The organism is Limnohabitans sp. G3-2, assembly GCF_002778275.1.
Lineage (GTDB): Bacteria > Pseudomonadota > Gammaproteobacteria > Burkholderiales > Burkholderiaceae_C > Limnohabitans_A.
The window spans coordinates 120,203-137,376 of record NZ_NESG01000001.1 but is presented as its reverse complement, the minus strand read 5'-3'; the positions used below and the strand labels follow the sequence as shown (position 1 = coordinate 137,376).

19 protein-coding genes are annotated in these 17,174 nt (G+C 61.8%); 12 read left to right on the top strand and 7 right to left on the bottom strand.

All coding sequences use genetic code 11. The features are described 5' to 3' along the window. Positions 1-84 precede the first annotated feature (84 nt). Positions 85-1,746: an energy-dependent translational throttle protein EttA gene (gene ettA, locus B9Z31_RS00675; RefSeq protein ID WP_100117650.1), complete on the top strand. Its 1,662-nt coding sequence runs from the start codon at positions 85-87 to the stop codon at positions 1,744-1,746. Between the two features lie 213 nt (positions 1,747-1,959). On the opposite strand, the gene B9Z31_RS00670 is transcribed toward ettA, so the two are convergent. Further along, positions 1,960-2,238 carry a hypothetical protein gene (locus B9Z31_RS00670; protein ID WP_100117649.1) on the bottom strand — a complete coding sequence of 93 codons (279 nt, stop codon included), beginning with the start codon at positions 2,236-2,238 and terminating at the stop codon, positions 1,960-1,962. A 102-nt stretch (positions 2,239-2,340) separates the two neighbouring features. Here B9Z31_RS00670 and B9Z31_RS00665 point away from each other — a divergent pair, with 102 nt between their 5' ends. Next, positions 2,341-3,060 carry a pseudouridine synthase gene (locus B9Z31_RS00665; RefSeq protein WP_100117914.1) on the top strand — a complete coding sequence of 240 codons (720 nt, stop codon included), beginning with the start codon at positions 2,341-2,343 and terminating at the stop codon, positions 3,058-3,060. A 53-nt stretch (positions 3,061-3,113) separates the two neighbouring features. Here the strand turns inward: B9Z31_RS00665 and B9Z31_RS00660 are convergent, their stop codons facing one another. Continuing rightward, positions 3,114-3,935, bottom strand: coding sequence for an alpha/beta fold hydrolase (locus B9Z31_RS00660; protein ID WP_100117648.1), 822 nt, complete (start codon positions 3,933-3,935; stop codon positions 3,114-3,116). Positions 3,936-4,054: 119 nt separating this feature from the next. On the opposite strand from B9Z31_RS00660, the gene B9Z31_RS00655 reads away from it, so the two are divergent. The 9 genes from B9Z31_RS00655 (at position 4,055) to ntrC (ending at position 13,562) form a co-directional block, all read left to right on the top strand. Next, positions 4,055-4,981, top strand: coding sequence for a beta-propeller fold lactonase family protein (locus B9Z31_RS00655; RefSeq protein WP_100117913.1), 927 nt, complete (start codon positions 4,055-4,057; stop codon positions 4,979-4,981). Beyond that, complete coding sequence (locus B9Z31_RS00650) at positions 4,965-5,819, top strand: polysaccharide deacetylase family protein (RefSeq protein WP_100117647.1); 855 nt, start codon at positions 4,965-4,967, stop codon at positions 5,817-5,819. Before B9Z31_RS00655 ends, B9Z31_RS00650 begins: the two co-directional genes overlap by 17 nt. Positions 5,820-5,823: 4 nt before the next feature. Then, positions 5,824-6,786, top strand: coding sequence for a sterol desaturase family protein (locus B9Z31_RS00645; RefSeq protein ID WP_100117646.1), 963 nt, complete (start codon positions 5,824-5,826; stop codon positions 6,784-6,786). Positions 6,787-6,834: 48 nt separating this feature from the next. Further along, entirely contained in the window at positions 6,835-7,773 is a 939-nt protein-coding gene (locus B9Z31_RS00640; protein WP_100117645.1) for an EI24 domain-containing protein, read from the top strand. 52 nt (positions 7,774-7,825) lie between these two features. Further along, positions 7,826-8,659, top strand: a complete 834-nt coding sequence (locus tag B9Z31_RS00635) for a molybdopterin-binding protein (protein ID WP_100117644.1) — start codon at positions 7,826-7,828, stop codon at positions 8,657-8,659. Positions 8,660-8,876: 217 nt separating this feature from the next. Continuing rightward, positions 8,877-10,292 carry a type I glutamate--ammonia ligase gene (gene glnA / locus B9Z31_RS00630; RefSeq protein WP_100117643.1) on the top strand — a complete coding sequence of 472 codons (1,416 nt, stop codon included), beginning with the start codon at positions 8,877-8,879 and terminating at the stop codon, positions 10,290-10,292. A gap of 6 nt (positions 10,293-10,298) precedes the next feature. Beyond that, complete coding sequence (locus B9Z31_RS00625; protein WP_100117642.1) at positions 10,299-10,820, top strand: hypothetical protein; 522 nt, start codon at positions 10,299-10,301, stop codon at positions 10,818-10,820. Positions 10,821-10,886: 66 nt separating this feature from the next. Continuing rightward, positions 10,887-11,951, top strand: a complete 1,065-nt coding sequence (glnL, locus tag B9Z31_RS00620) for a nitrogen regulation protein NR(II) (protein ID WP_100117641.1) — start codon at positions 10,887-10,889, stop codon at positions 11,949-11,951. Positions 11,952-11,987: 36 nt separating this feature from the next. Continuing rightward, on the top strand, positions 11,988-13,562 hold the full coding sequence (gene ntrC / locus B9Z31_RS00615) for a nitrogen regulation protein NR(I) (RefSeq protein ID WP_100117640.1): 1,575 nt from the start codon (positions 11,988-11,990) through the stop codon (positions 13,560-13,562). A gap of 33 nt (positions 13,563-13,595) precedes the next feature. On the opposite strand, the gene B9Z31_RS00610 is transcribed toward ntrC, so the two are convergent. Beyond that, positions 13,596-13,886, bottom strand: coding sequence for a 2Fe-2S iron-sulfur cluster-binding protein (locus B9Z31_RS00610; RefSeq protein ID WP_100117639.1), 291 nt, complete (start codon positions 13,884-13,886; stop codon positions 13,596-13,598). Between the two features lie 123 nt (positions 13,887-14,009). Here B9Z31_RS00610 and B9Z31_RS00605 point away from each other — a divergent pair, with 123 nt between their 5' ends. Further along, the gene (locus B9Z31_RS00605; protein ID WP_143473793.1) at positions 14,010-14,906 is read left to right on the top strand and encodes a DMT family transporter; all 897 of its coding nucleotides are present in this window, start codon (positions 14,010-14,012) and stop codon (positions 14,904-14,906) included. A 4-nt stretch (positions 14,907-14,910) separates the two neighbouring features. On the opposite strand, the gene B9Z31_RS00600 is transcribed toward B9Z31_RS00605, so the two are convergent. From B9Z31_RS00600 to B9Z31_RS00590, 4 genes are all read right to left on the bottom strand, one after another. After that, positions 14,911-15,597: an RluA family pseudouridine synthase gene (locus B9Z31_RS00600; RefSeq protein ID WP_100117637.1), complete on the bottom strand. Its 687-nt coding sequence runs from the start codon at positions 15,595-15,597 to the stop codon at positions 14,911-14,913. A gap of 49 nt (positions 15,598-15,646) precedes the next feature. Continuing rightward, a complete protein-coding gene (locus B9Z31_RS15445; RefSeq protein WP_158235635.1) occupies positions 15,647-15,808 on the bottom strand; it encodes a hypothetical protein in 162 nt (53 codons plus the stop codon). 102 nt (positions 15,809-15,910) lie between these two features. Beyond that, positions 15,911-16,549 (bottom strand): NAD(P)H-dependent oxidoreductase, encoded by a 639-nt coding sequence (locus B9Z31_RS00595; protein WP_100117636.1) that lies wholly within the window; start codon positions 16,547-16,549, stop codon positions 15,911-15,913. 45 nt (positions 16,550-16,594) lie between these two features. After that, complete coding sequence (locus B9Z31_RS00590; RefSeq protein WP_100117635.1) at positions 16,595-17,128, bottom strand: pseudouridine synthase; 534 nt, start codon at positions 17,126-17,128, stop codon at positions 16,595-16,597. Between the last annotated feature and the right edge of the window lie 46 nt (positions 17,129-17,174).

Sequence of the window (17,174 nt, the reverse complement as noted above, 5' to 3'; positions counted from 1 at the left end):
CGGGCCTTGCCGCCTGTGTTGGAGGTTGCACCACGGCAAGCTGGGATAATGCGGGGTTATTGGTATTTTTTCAGGCGGGTATAAATGGCTCAATACGTATTTTCGATGAACCGGGTTGGCAAGATCGTGCCGCCCAAACGTCATATTCTCAAAGACATCTCTTTGTCTTTCTTCCCCGGCGCCAAGATTGGCGTGCTGGGCACCAACGGCTCGGGCAAGTCCACTTTGCTCAAGATCATGGCGGGCATCGACAAGGAGATTGAAGGCGAAGCCATCCCCATGGCGGGTCTGAAAATCGGGTATCTGCCGCAGGAACCGGTGATGGACGCGGAGCAAACCGTGCGCGAAGCTGTTGAAAGCGGCATGGGCGAAGTCAAGGCCGCGCAGGCCCGTCTGGAAGAGGTCTACGCCGCCTACGCCGAAGAAGACGCCGACTTTGACGCCTTGGCCGCCGAGCAAGCCCAACTCGAAGCCATCATCTCCACCGCGGGTGACGCGTCTGAGCACCAACTCGAAATCGCCGCCGATGCGCTGCGCCTGCCCCCATGGGACGCCATCATCGGCAAGCTGTCGGGCGGTGAAAAACGCCGTGTGGCCCTGTGCCGTTTGCTGCTCTCGCGCCCCGACATGCTGCTGCTGGACGAGCCGACCAACCACTTGGACGCCGAATCGGTGGACTGGCTGGAGCTGTTCTTGCAGCGTTTTTCGGGCACTGTGGTGGCCATCACCCACGACCGTTACTTCTTGGACAACGCCGCCGAGTGGATTTTGGAACTCGACCGGGGCTCCGGCATTCCCTACAAAGGCAACTACTCCAGCTGGCTGGAGCAAAAAGAAGCCCGTTTGGCCACCGAGCAGCGCACCGAAGACGCGCGCTCCAAGGCCATGAAGAAAGAATTGGAGTGGGCGCGTGCCAACCCCAAGGGCCGCCAGGCCAAGAGCAAGGCCCGTTTGGCCCGCTTCGAAGAGTTGAGCGACCACGAATACCAAAAGCGCAACGAGACGCAGGAGATCTTCATCCCGGTGGCCGAGCGCTTGGGCAATGAAGTGTTCGAGTTCAAGAACGTCAGCAAGTCTTTTGGCGACCGTTTGCTGATCGACAACCTCAGCTTCAAGGTGCCCGCGGGCGCCATCGTCGGCATCATCGGCCCCAACGGCGCCGGTAAATCGACCCTGTTCAAGCTGATCGCGGGCAAAGAGCAGCCCGACAGCGGTGAAGTCACCATCGGTCAGACCGTGAAGATGGCCTTTGTGGACCAGAACCGCGACGACCTGGACAACAACAAAACCGTGTGGGAAGACGTCTCGGGCGGTCTGGACATCATCAACGTGGGCAAGTTCCAGATGGCCAGCCGCGCGTATTGCGGGCGCTTCAACTTCAACGGTGGCGACCAGCAAAAGAAGGTCGGCATGTTGTCCGGTGGTGAGCGTGGCCGTTTGCACTTGGCCAAAACCCTGATCGAAGGCGGCAACGTCTTGCTGCTGGACGAGCCCTCCAACGACTTGGACGTGGAAACCTTGCGCGCCCTGGAAGACGCGTTGTTGGAATTCGCCGGCTCGGTCATGGTCATCAGCCACGACCGTTGGTTCCTGGACCGCATCGCCACCCACATCCTGGCCGCTGAAGGCGACAGCCAGTGGGTGTTCTTTGATGGCAACTACCAAGAGTACGAAGCCGACAAGAAGCGCCGTTTGGGCGAAGAGGGTGCCAAGCCCAAGCGCGTGCGCTTCAAGGCCTTGAAGTAATCCGCTGCTTTGCACAAAGACAACGGGCCCTTGGGGGCCCGTTGTCTTTGGTGGCTCCTGAGGCGGGTGTTGTGTAGGAGACTGCCCCTGCATCTGAACGGGTGCTGTGGCCATGCAGGCATTCGCGAGCAGGGGCTCGCTCCCACAGGAAGATTCGCGGTGCCTACCCCCCTGTAGGAGGCTGCCCCTGCAGCCGAATGGGTGGCGAAGGACTTATGGCGCTGAGAGCTTCTCTTTTGCCTTGTCGGCCCACAGCAGCAGGTTGTCGAACAGGCCTTGTTGGCTGAACGAGCAGCTTTCGCCGCTGAACAGGGCGCTGGCCTCGATGCGGTCGAGCAAGTCGGCCAGCACCACGGCAAACTTTTCGGGCAAGGGCAGGCTGGCCGCACCGCTGCGCCACAAGTGGATCATCTCGTGTTGTGGCAATTGGCCTCGTGCACAGAGGGCCAAGGCCTCGGTCATGCGTGCCAGGGTTTCAAGGGCTGCGCTCATGGGCGGTGTCTCCTGCAAATTTCGGGGTGCCATGTTCGGTGCGAAAGAGGGGCCGTTTCGCGGCGACAATCATGCCCCATGAAAGCCAAACCTCTCCAACCCATGCGCCTGGAAGACATTTTGTACAGCCAGGGTTTTGGCACCCGCCGGGTGTGTGCCGGTCTCGTGCAGCAAGGCCATGTGCAAGTACAGGGTGAAACCGTCACCGATTCGGGCGAGTTTTTTGACCTGCAGGGCCTGCACTTCACGGTGCAAGGCACCGATTGGCCGTTCAAGGCGCAGGCCTACGTGTTGCTGAACAAACCTGCGGGGACCGAGTGTTCGCAAAAACCGTCGACTTGGCCGAGCATCTACACGCTGCTGCCAGCGCCCTTGCGCCAGCGTCCGCAAAAAGCGGCGGTCCAAGGTGTGCAGGCGGTGGGCCGCTTGGACCAGGACACCACGGGCTTGCTGCTGCTGACCGATGATGGCCAATTCATCCACAAAATGAGCTCGCCCAAGCACCACGTGTCCAAGGTCTACGAAGTCACCACCAAGCACCCGATCACGCCCGAGATGGTGGAGAAGTTGCTCAGCGGCGTGGTGCTGGACGATGACCCCAAGCCCGTGAAAGCCGCAGCTTGCGAGGCCGTGGGCGAGTTGCACCTGAAACTGACCCTGACCGAAGGCAAATACCATCAGGTCAAGCGCATGCTGGCGGCCGTGGGCAACCGGGTTGAAGGCCTGCACCGCTCGCAAATCGGCGGTCTGGTCTTGAACGATTTGGCGCCAGGCCAATGGCGCTGGCTGAGCGACGACGACCTGGCCTTGCTCAAAGCGTGAGGGATTGCGCGCAGGGTATTGGCCAGCCACCATTCGGCCGCAGGGGCGGCCTCCTACAGAGACTTGTGCATGAAATCGGCGATCGCCTGTGCCACCGCCTCAGGCTGGTCGCGGTGGGGTGAGTGGCCGCAGTCGGGCAGCTTGAGCCGCTGGGTCTGTGGCACCACCGCCGCGATGTCGTCGATTTGCGCCATCGTGCCGTAAGGGTCTGATTCGCCCTGAATGGCCAGCAAAGGCGCTGCCATGCCCCGCAGCTCTGGCCGGATGTCAAAACTGCGAAAAGCCTCGCTCAGCCAAACATCGTTCCATGGCCAGAACGCACTGTCCACATCGGCATGAAAAGGGGCCAAGCGCTGGCGCAGGGGGCCATTTTCGTAGGCGTTTTGGGCCGCTTGGATGGCCTGAATCGACACGTCCTCGACCATCACATGGGGGGCCATGACCACACAGGCCGCCACGTCAAAGTGGCTCGCGTGAATCAGGGCGATGGTGCCGCCGTCCGAGTGGCCGACCAAGACGGGCCGCTCAATGCCCCATGTGTGCAGCAGGGCGGGCAGAACTTCCAAGGCTTCTTGGTGCATGTAGTCGGGCAGCAAGCGGCCTTGGCGTTGGCCGGTCTCCGCCACAAAGCCGGAGGGCCCGCGCGCATGGGGTATGGGCTCGGATTGCCCGTAACCTCTTCTCGAGTACACCCAGCCCGCACAGCCGAGCCGCTGGCACAGCTGGGCAGGCCAGTCGCGCCACAGCGCCACGCTGCCCAAACCTTCGTGCAAAAAGACCAAAGTGTGCGGGCTCTGGCCTGTGGGCGGCTTGGGCAGTTTCAAAACCTCTAACTGCTGCTGCTTGACGCGCACGGTGGATGTGGGGCAGGTCATGAAATGAAATGAAATGGACGGATGTGGCGATTACACTTGTCGGTGATTTTGAAGGCGTTTTTGTGAATTATTTGAGTTTTGTCGTTAAGTTGTTGGTTGGACTTGTTTTGGGTTTTCAGATGTTGTCTGTGGGTGCACGGGCACCTGTTTTTGTTCTGAATTCTTTGGACGGCAACGTCAGTGTGATCGATCCCGTGACTTGGACGGAGAAAAAACGCATTCCTACGGGCAAAGAGCCCCACCATTTGTACCTGACGCCCGATGAAAAGTCGGTCATTGTGGCCAACGCCATGAGCGATTCGCTGACCTTCATCGACCCGCGCACCGCCCAGGTGCAGCGCACCGTCACCGGTATTTTGGACCCCTACCACTTGCGCTTTTCGCCCGACATGAAATGGCTGGTGATTGCCGCCAACCGGCTGGACCATGTGGACATTTACCGCTGGGATGGGCACAACGCCCACCTGGTCAAGCGCATCCCGACGGGTAAAACCCCCAGCCATTTGTGGATCGACAGCAAAAGCCAGGTGGCATGGGTCACCATGCAAGACAGCAACGAGGTGGTGGCCATCGATCTGGCCAGGCAAACCCTGAAATCACGCACCACCGTGGGGGCGGTTCCTGCGGATGTGTTTGGCACCCCCGACGACAAATTTTTGCTGGTGGGCCTGACCGGCGGGGACGGCGTCGAGGTGTACGACATTTCAGGCCCACAGCCCCAACTGTTCAAAACCATCCCCACAGGCAAGGGGGCGCATGCTTTTCGTGCGCTGGGGGACAGGCGGCACGTGATGGTCAGCAACCGGGTGAGCAACACCATCAGCCAGATCGATTACCTGAACATGACGGTGGTGGCCGATTTTCCTGGGCCTGCGGGGCCGGACTGCATGGACATCACCGCTGACGGCAAAACGATTTTGGTGGCTTCGCGTTGGGCCAAAAAACTCACGGTGATCGACATCCCCACACGCAAAGTGGTGCGTCAAGTCCGTGTGGGTAAATCGCCCCATGGGGTGTGGACACTGGACCATGCGCCTCGCCATTGAGTTTGGCCTTGCCTGTCTCTCCAGCGCCCTCTGCTTGGGCGCCATCGCCGCCCCTGCGGCGCCTTGCGCCAAGCCGGTTTACCTCACGTTCGACACGGGCCACATGGGTGTGGCCCCCCTGATCGCGCAGGTGCTGCAGCGCCAACAGGTGAAAGTCACCTTCTTTGCCGCGCATGAAAAAACCCAAGAGGGCGATGGCACGCTCGGCCAGCATTGGGCCCCTTGGTGGCGGGCACGCGCCAGCGAAGGGCACGCCTTTGCCTCGCACACGTGGGACCACGCTTACTGGCGTGCTGACTTGCCAGAAGGATCGAGCTCGGGGGATGCCCCGAAATTCCGCATCCGCCCCAGCGCGGGCCCTCAGGCAGGCCAAAACCTGATCTGGACGGCGAAAGACTACTGCGCCAACTTGCAGCAAGCCGCCCAGCGCTTGCAGGTGCTGACGGGACAACACCCACTGCCCTTGTTTCGCGCACCGGGTGGCAAAACATCGCCCAAGCTTTTGGATGCGGCCCGCCAGTGCGGCTTTGCCCATGTGGGTTGGGCCGACGCGGGCTTTTTGGGGGACGAGTTGCCCAGCACCTCTTACCCGAATGCACAACTGCTGGACAAAGCGCTCAAGACCATCCGCGCTGGCGATGTGTTGATGGCGCATTTGGGCATCTGGTCCCGTCAAGACCCTTGGGCGCCGGCCGTGCTGGAGCCTTTGATCGTTGGCCTCAAAGCACGGGGCCTGTGCTTTGCCACCCTGCGCGAGCATCCGGCGTACCGCGACTGGATGGGCCAGCGCCCCATGTCCCCGCAGTCGCCTTCGGTTTTGCCAGATTCGAGACAATGAAGGCATGGACCACCTGACCGCCCCTTTTGATTGGCTCCAGCAAACGCTGTTTGAAAGCGTTCTGCAGCCCATGGCTTTTGCCTTGGGGCAAGGCCATTGGCTTGAAAAAGCTTACGAGGGCGCGGGCTGGGTGGTGGTGGGTTTGCTGCAAATGGTGGTCATGCTCACCGTGATTGGTCCGATGCAGCGCCAGTGGCCCGTCGAGACGCAGCGAGACCGCCAAGCCTGGGTGGTGGATGTGGTCTACACCCTCATTCACCGCTTGGGCCTGTTCAAGTTGGGCATGTTCTTCACCCTCGACCACGCCTTGGAACAGGGCTGGGGCGTTTTGCGCGGCCAAGGCTGGCCCACCTTCCATTTGGACAGTGTGTGGCCCGGGGTCACCGATGTGGCCTGGGTCAGTTTTGTGCTGTATTTGGTGGTTTTTGACTTCGTCCATTACGCCATCCACCGGGCCCAGCACCAGTCGAGCGCTTGGTGGGCCTTGCACGCGCTGCACCACTCGCAGCGCCAGATGAACATGTGGAGCGACAACCGCAACCACCTGTTGGACGACATGCTGACCAGCGTGCTGGTGTCGGCCCTTGCCTTGCTCATTGGCGTCGGGCCAGGCCAATTCGTGGCGCTGGTGGCCATTGGGCAATTGAGCGAGAACCTCCAGCACGCCAATGTGCGCCTCTGGTTTGGCCGCTTCGGCGAGCGGCTGTGGGTCAGCCCGCGCTTTCACCGCAGGCACCACAGCATAGGCATCGGTCACGAGTTTGACGTGCAAGGCCGCAAGGTCTTGGGCGGCTGCAACTTCGGCGTGCTGCTGCCTTGGTGGGACATGCTTTTGGGCACCGCCGACTTTCAGCAGCGCTACGACCCCACCGGCGTGCGCGATCAGGTGGAGCAAGGCCGCGACTATGGGCGCGGATTTTGGGCGCAGCAGTGGCAAGGGCTGCGGCGTTTGGCGGGGCGGGCTTGAAGGCACACCGCCCAAGGGGGGCCACGCCCGGCTGTTAAGCTTTCACCCATGAAACTCCTGATCGATTCCTTCTGGCGCTCCGCCATGTACTGCCTGTACCCCAGGGTGATCGTTTTGTCGGTGTTGCCCTTGGTGTTGATCGTGGCCTTGTCCTGGTTGCTGGGTTATTTGTACTGGGACACGGCCATCACCTTCGTGCGGGGCTGGCTCGATGCCAGTTCTTGGTTGGCGCTGGTTTGGCGTTGGCTGGAGGGGGTGGGTTTGGCCAATCTCAAAACCGTGGTCGCCCCCTTGCTTGTCATCTTCTCGTTCACGCCTTTGGTGGTGGTGGCGTCCTTGCTGGCCGTGTCGTTTTTGATGACCCCCGCTCTCACACGCTTGGTGGCCGAGCGGCGCTTTGCCGGCCTGCAGCGCAAGCACGGCGGCAGTCTTGTGCAGAGCGTCTGGTGGACTTTTTTCTCCTTGGTGCTGGCGCTGGGGGCTTTGGTGCTGACCTTGCCCATGTGGTTGGTGCCGCCCCTGGCCTTGCTGTTGCCCGCTTTCATTTGGGGCTGGCTCACTTACCGCGTCATGGCCTTTGATGTGTTGGCCGAATTTGCCAGCACCGAAGAGCGCGAGACCCTCATGGCCCGCCACCGCATGAGTTTCTTGAGCATGGGTGTGATCACCGGCCTCATGGGCGCCGCGCCGAGTTTGGTGTGGGCCTCGGGCGCTTTGTTTGCCGCGGCCTTTGTGATTTTGGTGCCCGTGGCCATCTGGATTTACACCTTGGTGTTCGCGTTTTCTTCCCTGTGGTTTGCCCACTTTGCGCTGGCTGCCTTGCAGGCCTTGCGCGAAGCGCCTCGCGGGGCCGCGGTGGATGAGGTGTTGGACGCTGCGCCGCCTGAACCCAAGGCCGCATCGCCCCACACCTCAGCCCGATTGGGCCCAGACAACCCAGCCAAATCGGACAGCGTCACCGATGTGCAGCCGCGCGGCACGACTTGAGGGCTGAGGCCCGTGGCCACTTCCCGATCTGTATTTCTCCATCTTTGAACCCATGACTTCTCTCTCCACCCCCACTTTTGGTCTCATCATCATTGGCGACGAAATCATGTCTGGCAAACGCCAAGACAAGCACATGCCCAAAGTCATCGAGTTGATGAACGAGCGCGGCTTGACTTTGAGTTGGGCCGAGTACGTGGGCGATTCGCCTGAGCGCATCACGGCCACCTTGAAACGGGCTTTTGACGCCAGCGATGTGGTGTTCAGCTGCGGCGGCATCGGGGCCACGCCCGACGACCACACGCGCCAATGTGCGGGCAAAGCCTTGGGTGTGCCGCTGGCCTTGCACCCCGAAGCCAAGCGCCTGATTCAAGAGCGCATGCAAGACACCGCCAAAGAGCAGGGCGTGGCTTACGAGCCAGACCGCCCAGACAACATCCACCGCCTGAACATGGGCACCTTCCCCGCGGGCGCCGACATCATCCGCAACCCGTACAACAAGATCCCCGGATTCAGCTGCCGCGGCGCCGGGGGCGGTGCGGTGCACTTTGTGCCCGGTTTTCCGGTCATGGCCTGGCCCATGATCGCGTCGGTGCTGGATGCGCAGTACAGCGCACATTTCCGCCAAAACGCCTATGTGGAGAAATCGGTGATCGTTTTGGGCGCCATGGAGGCGACCTTGACCCCGCTGATGGAGTCGATTGAGGCCGCACACCCGGGCGTGAAGGTGTTCAGCCTGCCCAGCGTGGACCATCCGCAATGGGGGCGCCACATTGAATTGGGGGTCAAGGGCGAGCCGGCCCTTGCCGATGCGGCGTACGCCGATTTGCGGGGCGGCCTGAAAACTTTCACCTTGGAATACGGCCCTGAATTGGTGCGACAAGCCTGATTGCACCAAAATAATGCAAAATTGCACCAACAAAGTGCATTTCTGGGATCCCGGCCTGGACGCCTGAGCGCCTTTTTTTACACAGCGCCCAGGGCCATGGGGGTCGGCTCAGGGCACAATCACGGCTTGTGGGGTGGCGCGGTGGTGACCAAGTTGGCACAGAAACTGCAACACCTGCAAGCAAGCTTTTTAACCCCTTTCCATTCAGGAGAATTTGATGGCCAAGACCGTCGCAGACGTGATGAAGATGGTGAAAGAGAACGAAGTCAAGTTCGTTGACTTCCGTTTCACCGATACCCGTGGCAAATGGCAGCACATCACTGCGCCCGTGTCGCAGTTTGACGAAAGCAAGTTCGAAGACGGTCAAGCGTTTGACGGTTCTTCCATTGCTGGCTGGAAAGGCATTGAAGCTTCGGACATGTTGTTGATCCCCGATGCCAACAGCGCCATCATCGATCCCTTCTTCGAAGAAGTCACACTGGTTCTGATCTGCGACGTGATCGAGCCCACAGACGGCAAAGCTTACGAGCGTGACCCCCGTTCGATCGCCAAGCGCGCTGAGACTTACCTCAAGCAATCGGGCCTGGGCGACACCGCCTACTTCGGTCCTGAGCCAGAGTTTTTCTTGTTTGACGAAGTGCGCTGGAGCACCGAGCCGAACAACACTTTCTACGCCATCGACGAAGCCGAAGCCCCATGGAACAGTGGCACCAAGATGGACGGCGGCAACAAAGGCCACCGCAACCGCGTCAAGGGTGGCTACTTCCCCGTGCCGCCCGTTGACAGCACGCACGACATGCGCAGCGAAATGTCGCTGATCCTCGAATCCGTGGGCATCCCGGTCGAAGTGCACCACCACGAAGTGGCAGGCGCTGGCCAGTGCGAAATCGGCACCAAGTTCTCCACTTTGGTCGAGCGCGCCGACTGGACCCTGCTGCAAAAGTACGTGATCCACAACGTGGCCAACGCCTACGGCAAAACCGCCACCTTCATGCCCAAGCCTTACGCTGGCGACAACGGCTCCGGCATGCACGTTCACCAGTCCATCTGGAAAGACGGCAAGAACCTGTTCGCAGGCAATGGCTACGCGGGTTTGTCTGAATTCGCCTTGTTCTACATCGGCGGCATCATCAAGCACGCCCGTGCCCTGAACGCGATCACCAACCCTGGCACCAACAGCTACAAGCGTTTGGTTCCTCACTACGAAGCTCCGGTCAAGTTGGCTTACTCGGCCAAGAACCGCTCCGCTTCGATCCGCATCCCCAACGTCGCCAGCGACAAGGGCCGCCGTGTGGAAGCCCGTTTCCCCGATCCATTGTGCAACCCCTACCTGGGCTTCGCGGCCTTGTTGATGGCGGGCTTGGACGGTATCGAAAACAAGATCCATCCCGGCGAAGCAGCGACCAAAGACCTGTACCACCTGCCTCCAGAAGAAGACAAATTGGTCCCCACCGTTTGCTCCAGCCTGGACCAGGCCTTGGACGCACTGAACGCGGACCGCGCTTTCTTGACCAAAGGCGGCGTGTTCACCGACTCGTGGATCGACGCTTACATCGACTTGAAGATGCAAGAAGTCAACCGCAGCCGCGTCGAAGTGTCGCCTGTCGAATACGACATGTACTACTCGCTGTAAGCGGACATGCACGGCATTGCACTCACCCGTGCAATTCCCCCAAGGACGGCTTCGGCCGTCCTTTTTTTTGGGGAGCTGATCCTGGGGCTGTGGGGCTGGGCGCCTGTACAAGCGCAAGAGGCCATTTACCGCTGCGGCCAGGAATACACCAATGCCCCGAAAGACCTGAGCCGCTGCGAACGCCTGCCCCAGCAATCGGTCACCCGGATCTCGGGCCTGCGTCCTCAAGGCACGGCGCCCCATGCGGTGCCAAAGGCTGCGGCGCCGCAGCCCAGTCCCCGCACTGTATTGGCGCAAGAGTTGGCGCGTTTGGAAAAACAGCACCAAGCTTGGGCCCAAGAGGTCGAGCTGCTGATGTCCCAAACAGGAACAGCTGAATACGGTGCGGCCCCCCAAAATCAAGACCGGGTGGCTGCCCTGCATTTATCGATGGAGCGGGCCGAACGGGAGATGGAGGCCTTGCAACGTGAATCGGCCCGCGGCCCACAAGCGGCATTGCCGGGGCCCCTGCCCGTGGCCAAACCTTGACCTTGGAAGTCCCGCAACCATGCCCCACGCGCCTAAAACGTCCACAGTGCCCATTGAGCCCCGAACATGACCCCGCCCATTTCCCGATTCCAGGCCTTTGACTTGTTGGCCACGCCTGTGGCTGTGCTGCAAGGTCAAGGGCGTGTTCGCTTTGTCAACGCCGCGCTCGAAGACGCTTTGGGCTTGTCGCGTCGCACGCTCTATGACGCGCACTTGCCGGACTACTTTCTCGACCCTCAGCCTTTGGTCAGCGCTTTGGTGGGTGCGCAGTCGAATGAATTTGCTGCGCTGCGCTACGAAGCCCAGCTGCGCCGCTTGCACCACGAAGACACCTTGCCCGTGCATGTGATCGTGGCCCCATCAGACCAAGCCGATGAGGTGATCGTCGAGCTGCTGCCTGTGGAGCAACAAACCCGGCAAGAGCGCGAGGAGCGCTTGTTGGACCAAGCCCAGGCCAACAAAGAGCTGATCCGCAATCTGGCGCACGAGATCAAGAACCCCTTGGGGGGCATTCGCGGGTCCGCGCAGCTGCTCGAGATGGAGCTGAACGACAAAGAGCTGACCGAATACACCCAGGTCATCATCCACGAGGCCGATCGCTTGCAGACCTTGGTGGACCGCCTGTTGGCCCCGCACCGCAGGCCCCATGTGGTGGGCGATGTGAACATCCACGAGGTGTGCGAGCGCGTGCGGGCCTTGATCCTGGCCGAGTTCCCCAAGGGCCTGAAAGTGGTGCGCGACTACGACATCTCGATCCCGGAGTTCCGCGGCGACCGCGAGCAGCTGATTCAGGCCGTGCTCAACATCTCACACAACGCCGCGCAGGCTTTGCACGAGCGCATGGCGCAAGGCGATGCGCAGATCACTTTGCGCAGCCGAATCTTGCGGCAAGTCACCTTCGGCAAGCAGCGTTATCGCCTGGCACTGGAATTGCATGTGATCGACAACGGGCCTGGTGTACCAGACTCGATCAAGGACCGCATTTTCTTCCCGTTGATCTCGGGGCGCGAAGGCGGCTCCGGCTTGGGACTGACATTGGCACAAACCTTTGTGCAACAGCACCACGGCATGATCGAATGCGACAGCGAGCCCGGCCGTACGGATTTCAAAATTTTGATTCCCTTGCCTTGACAGCACATGCCTGTGAACACTGAAAGCGTTACGTTGATGAAGCCGATCTGGATCGTAGACGATGACCAATCCATTCGCTTTGTGCTTGAAAAAGCACTTTTGCGCGAAGGCCTGCCCACGCGCAGCTTCACCAACCCGCGCGAAGTCTTGAAGGCGCTGGACACCGAGAGCGAAGCCGATGGCCCGCAGGTGCTGGTGAGCGACATCCGCATGCCGGGCGGCTCGGGGCTGGACTTGCTGGCCACCATCAAGCAGCGCATGCCGGGTTTGCCGGTCATCATCATGACCGCTTTCTCGGACTTGGACAGTGCCGTGTCGGCCTTCTCCAGTGGCGCTTTCGAGTACCTGCCCAAACCGTTTGATCTGCCCAAAGCGGTGGAGCTGATTCGCCGCGCCGTGGGCGAGAGCCAGCGCGAAGACGTGGCCGAAGAAAAAATGGCCGATGCGCCCGAAATGCTGGGCCAAGCGCCCGCCATGCAGGACGTGTTCCGCGGCATTGGCCGTTTGGCGCAAAGCCACGTCACCGTCCTCATCACGGGCGAGTCGGGTTCGGGCAAGGAGTTGGTGGCGCATGCGCTGCACAAACACTCGCCGCGTGCCAACCAGCCTTTTGTGGCCATCAACACCGCGGCCATCCCCAAAGACTTGCTCGAGAGTGAACTCTTTGGGCATGAGCGCGGTGCCTTCACGGGCGCACAAGCTTCTCGCCGGGGCCGCTTTGAGCAGGCCGATGGCGGCACGCTGTTTCTGGACGAAATCGGCGACATGCCCTTCGACTTGCAAACCCGCTTGCTGCGCGTGCTCTCGGACGGCCATTTTTACCGCGTGGGCGGGCACAGCGCCGTCAAGGCCAATGTGCGCGTGATCGCCGCGACCCACCAAGACCTGGAGCAACGCGTCAAAGAAGGCGTGTTCCGCGAAGATTTGTACCACCGCCTCAATGTGATCCGTTTGCGCTTGCCCGCCTTGCGTGAGCGACGCGAAGACGTGCCCGTGCTGGCGCGCTACTTCTTGCAACGCAGCGCACAGCAACTTGGTGTGGAGCCCAAGCGCATCGACGACGCCGCGCTCGATTGCTTGAGCCATTTCCAGTTTCCGGGCAATGTGCGCCAGCTGGAAAACATCTGCCACTGGTTGACTGTGATGGCCCCCGCCCAGGTGATCGAAGTCAAAGACCTGCCGCCCGAAGTGCTGGCCCAGCCAACCGGCGCGGTTGCGGCGGCAGTCCCTTTCACGGCCTTGTCGTCTGGCGTCGGTGGTGCCGTGGTCGAGGCGCTGGGCCATGCCGAGGCGGGCCTTCGCCACGACGGCGGCGGCGATGCCATGCCCTTGGCTGTGAATGCTGCGCTGGCTGTGCAGGGCGTGAATGCCGCCGCCTTGGCTGCACCTGTGACGGTGTGGGAGTCGGGGCTGGAGCAAGAGGCGCTGGCTTTGCTCAACGCAGGCCGCACCGACGTGTGGGACGTGCTCACCCGCCGCTTTGAAACCAGCTTGATCCAATCCGCCCTGGCCACAACGCGGGGCCGCCGGATTGAAGCAGCTCAAAAACTGGGCATCGGCCGCAACACCATCACCCGAAAGATCCAAGAGCTGGGCATCGACGACGCCTGATGCTGGGGCCGTGATGCTGGGGCGGGCCCGCGTTCAGGCGAAGGGGTCTTGCAGCACCACGTCGCTGAGGGGCCTGGCCACGCAGGGCAGCACGCAGCCCTCGGCTTTTTCTTCGGCGGTCAAGCCGGGCCACGCCATCTCGTAGTGCACCTGGCCTGAGACCAGCTGGCCGATGCAGGTGCGGCAAGTGCCCGATCGGCAGGAGCTGGGCCACTGCAAGCCGCCCTGTTCCAACGAGTCCAGCAAGCTCTGCGTTTTCCAAGCGTCAAAGCTGCCGCCATCGGGCGCGATGCGGGCATTGAAAAAGGGGATGTCATTCGTCATGGAGGGCGAGTGTAGTGCTTCTGGCCACGCTGGCGTGGGCCTGTCGCAACGGGTTTGCCTTGCGTGACAGCCTCTGGCGCCAGGGTGTGCCAAGATGGCCGCTGACCAAACAGTTCGCGGACCGTGAATCCATTGACCCACCCGACCCATCCACCCAGCCACACTTGGCTGCAGCCCGGCATCCTCTTTGCCGTGTTGGCCATGGCCAGCCTGAGCTTCAGTGACGCCACCAGCAAATGGGTCATGCTCAGCGTCACGCCCTTGATGGTGCTGTGGTTTCGCTACGCGGTGCAGGCTGTGGGCACTGCGCTGGTGCTGGCCCCGGTGCGGGGGCGGGCCATGTGGCGCACGCACAGTCTGCGTTGGCAGCTGCTGCGCGGCTTGCTCATGGTGTCGTGCAGCTTGTTGGCTTTTTACTGTCTGCAGCGCATGCCGGTGGCCGAGTTCACCGCCACCGTCATGCTCACACCCTTGGTGCTCACGGCACTGGCCCGCTTTGTCATGAAAGAGCAGGTCTCCCCCCTGCGCTGGCTGATGGTGGTGGGTGGGCTGCTCGGGGCCCTGCTGGTCATCCGCCCGGGTGGGCAGGTCGACAGCGCGGTCGGCTGGATGGCGCTCACGGTGGTGGTGACTTACGCCGTGTTTCAGGCCGTGACCAGCCACATGACGCGCACCGAAGACCCGGCCGTCATGCAACTCTACACAGGGTGGGTGGGCTGGGCGGTGAGCACGCTGCTGGTGCTCAACGCCTGGGTCACGCCGCAAAGCCTGCAGGAATGGGTGCTGCTGCTCATGGTGGGCCTGGCCGCCACGCTGGGCCAATACCTGCTGATCGTGGCTTTTTCCAAAGCCCCGGCCTCGGTGGTCTCGCCATTCCTGTACACCGGGGTGGGCTTTTCCACGCTCATGGGCTGGTGGCTGTTTGACCACATCCCGGACGCGCTGGCCTTCATGGGCATGGGCCTGGTGGTGCTGTGCGGTGTGGTGGCGGGCCGCACCAAGGGTGCAGCCAAGGCCTGATCGCTCAGGGCTGGGGGTGAAGAGCGGCGCAGTACGGCGGCAGGGCCGACCACGCGACCGGGGCCTTGAACGCCAAAGCTTGTGCGCTGAACGGGTGGACAAAGGCCAGCTCTTGCGCATGCAAGAGCAAGCGGGGACTCTGCGCCCGGATGTCCGGTGGTGCGTACAGCGAGTCGCCCAGCATGGGGTGGCCAATGCTTTGCAGGTGCACGCGCAGCTGGTGTGTGCGGCCCGTGACGGGTTCGAGCTCGATCAGGCTGGCGCTGTCGCTGGTTTGCAGGGCACGCCAGCGGCTGCGGCTGGCTTTGCCGTCGGGATGGATGATGTGCAGCGGGCGGCGCTCCCAGTCGAGCAGGATGGGGCCATCGATGGTGCGCCAACCGTCTTCGTCTGGCGGCTCGGCCGCTTGGGTTTGTTCGGGCTGTCCCGTGACCACCGCTACATAGCGTTTTTTGACCTGGCGGGTTTCAAACAGCTTGCTCAGGCGGCGCTGGGCTTCGATGCCCCGGGCCATGAGCAGCAGGCCCGAGGTGTCCTGGTCCAAGCGGTGCACGATCAGGGCTTCGGGGTAGATGTCTTGCACCCGTTTGGACAGGCAATCTTGCTTGTCCGGGCCACGACCGGGCACCGACAACAAGCCGCTGGGTTTTTCCAGCACCAGCAGGTGCTCGTCTTCGTGGATCGGGGTCATGCAGGGCGGGCCGAGTGGGCCCAGTCAAAAGGCCACTCGGCGGAGAAAATCACTTATCTTTGACTTTGCCGCGAGGCGCCACAAAGGTGGACGGGGCCATGGGGCGGTCGGAGGTGAACGTCTTGGGGGGCGACGTGTCTTTTTTGGGCTTCTTGGCCATTTTGTTGCTGCGTTGTTCGCCTTTGGCCATGTCGGTTCCTTGGATAGACATCCCGGTTTGGGAAGCCCTTGATGTTAAAGCACAAAGCCGCAGATTCTGCGGCTTTGTGGGGGCGGCACCTACCGCTGCAAGAGCGGAAGGTGTGCTGCGACCTTATTTCACTTCGGTCACGAACAGGGCGGTCGGGCGGCGCACTTTTTTCAGGTTCGCCAACCAGTCGCCTTCGGCGGCGCGGTAGCCCAGGGGCACGATGACCACGCTGCGCAGACCGCGTGCGGCCAAGCCCAGGATCTCGTCCACGGCCGCAGGCACAAAGCCTTCCATGGGGGTGGCGTCGACTTCTTCAAAAGCCGCCGAGATCAATGCAGCGCCCAGGGCGATGTAGGCCTGGCGGGCGGCGTGCTCAAAGTTCACTTCGGCGCTGCGCACAGGGTAGTTGGCCAAGAGCATCTTGCGATAGTTTTCCCAGCCTTCGTTGGTGCCACCGCGCTCGGCGTTGGTGAAGTCGAAATAGGTGTTGATGCGCTCGGCGGTGTAGTTGTCCCAGGCGGCAAACACCAAGAGGTGTGAGCCTTCGGTCACTTGGGCCTGGTTGTGGGCTTTGGCTTGGATCTGGGCACGCAACTCGGGGTTTGTGACCACCAACACTTCAAACGGCTGCAGGCCGCTCGAGGTGGGGGCCAGGCGGGCGGCTTCGACGATGCGGTCCACTTTGTCCTGGGGCACGACCTTGGACGGGTCCATTTTTTTGGTGGCGTAGCGCCATTGCATTTTCTTGAGCAAATCGGACATGGTTTTCCTGGTGATGTGAAACGGATGCGTGATTGTGTCTGAAACCTAGGGCACTTGCTGCCATGTGCCTGTGGGCAGGTCGCGCAGGTGATACGGCCCTATCGCGGTGCGGATCAAGCGCAGCGTGGGCAGACCCACCGCGGCGGTCATGCGCCGCACTTGGCGGTTACGCCCCTCGCGAATGGACAGCTCCAGCCACGATGTTGGGATGTTCTTGCGCTCGCGGATCGGCGGGTTGCGCGGCCACAGGTCGGCCGGCGGCTCGACGGCCAGCGCCCGGGCGGGCAGGGTGGGGCCGTCGTTCAGCGTCACGCCCCGGCACAAAGTGCTCAGGGCTTTGTGGTCCACCACGCCTTCGACCTGCACCAGATAGGTCTTTTCCATCTTGAAGCGGGGGTCGGCAATGTGGGCTTGCAATTGGCCGTCGTCGGTCAGCAGCAGCAAACCTTCGCTGTCGGCGTCCAGGCGCCCAGCCACATACACGCCGGGCAGGTCGATGTGGTCGATCAGCCCGGTCCAGCGCCCCTCGGGAGTGAACTGGCTGAGCACGCCATAGGGTTTGTTGAAGCGGATCAGCATGGGCAATCATCTGGGGCAAGGCAAGGGCGTGAGCGTAGCAGGTCGG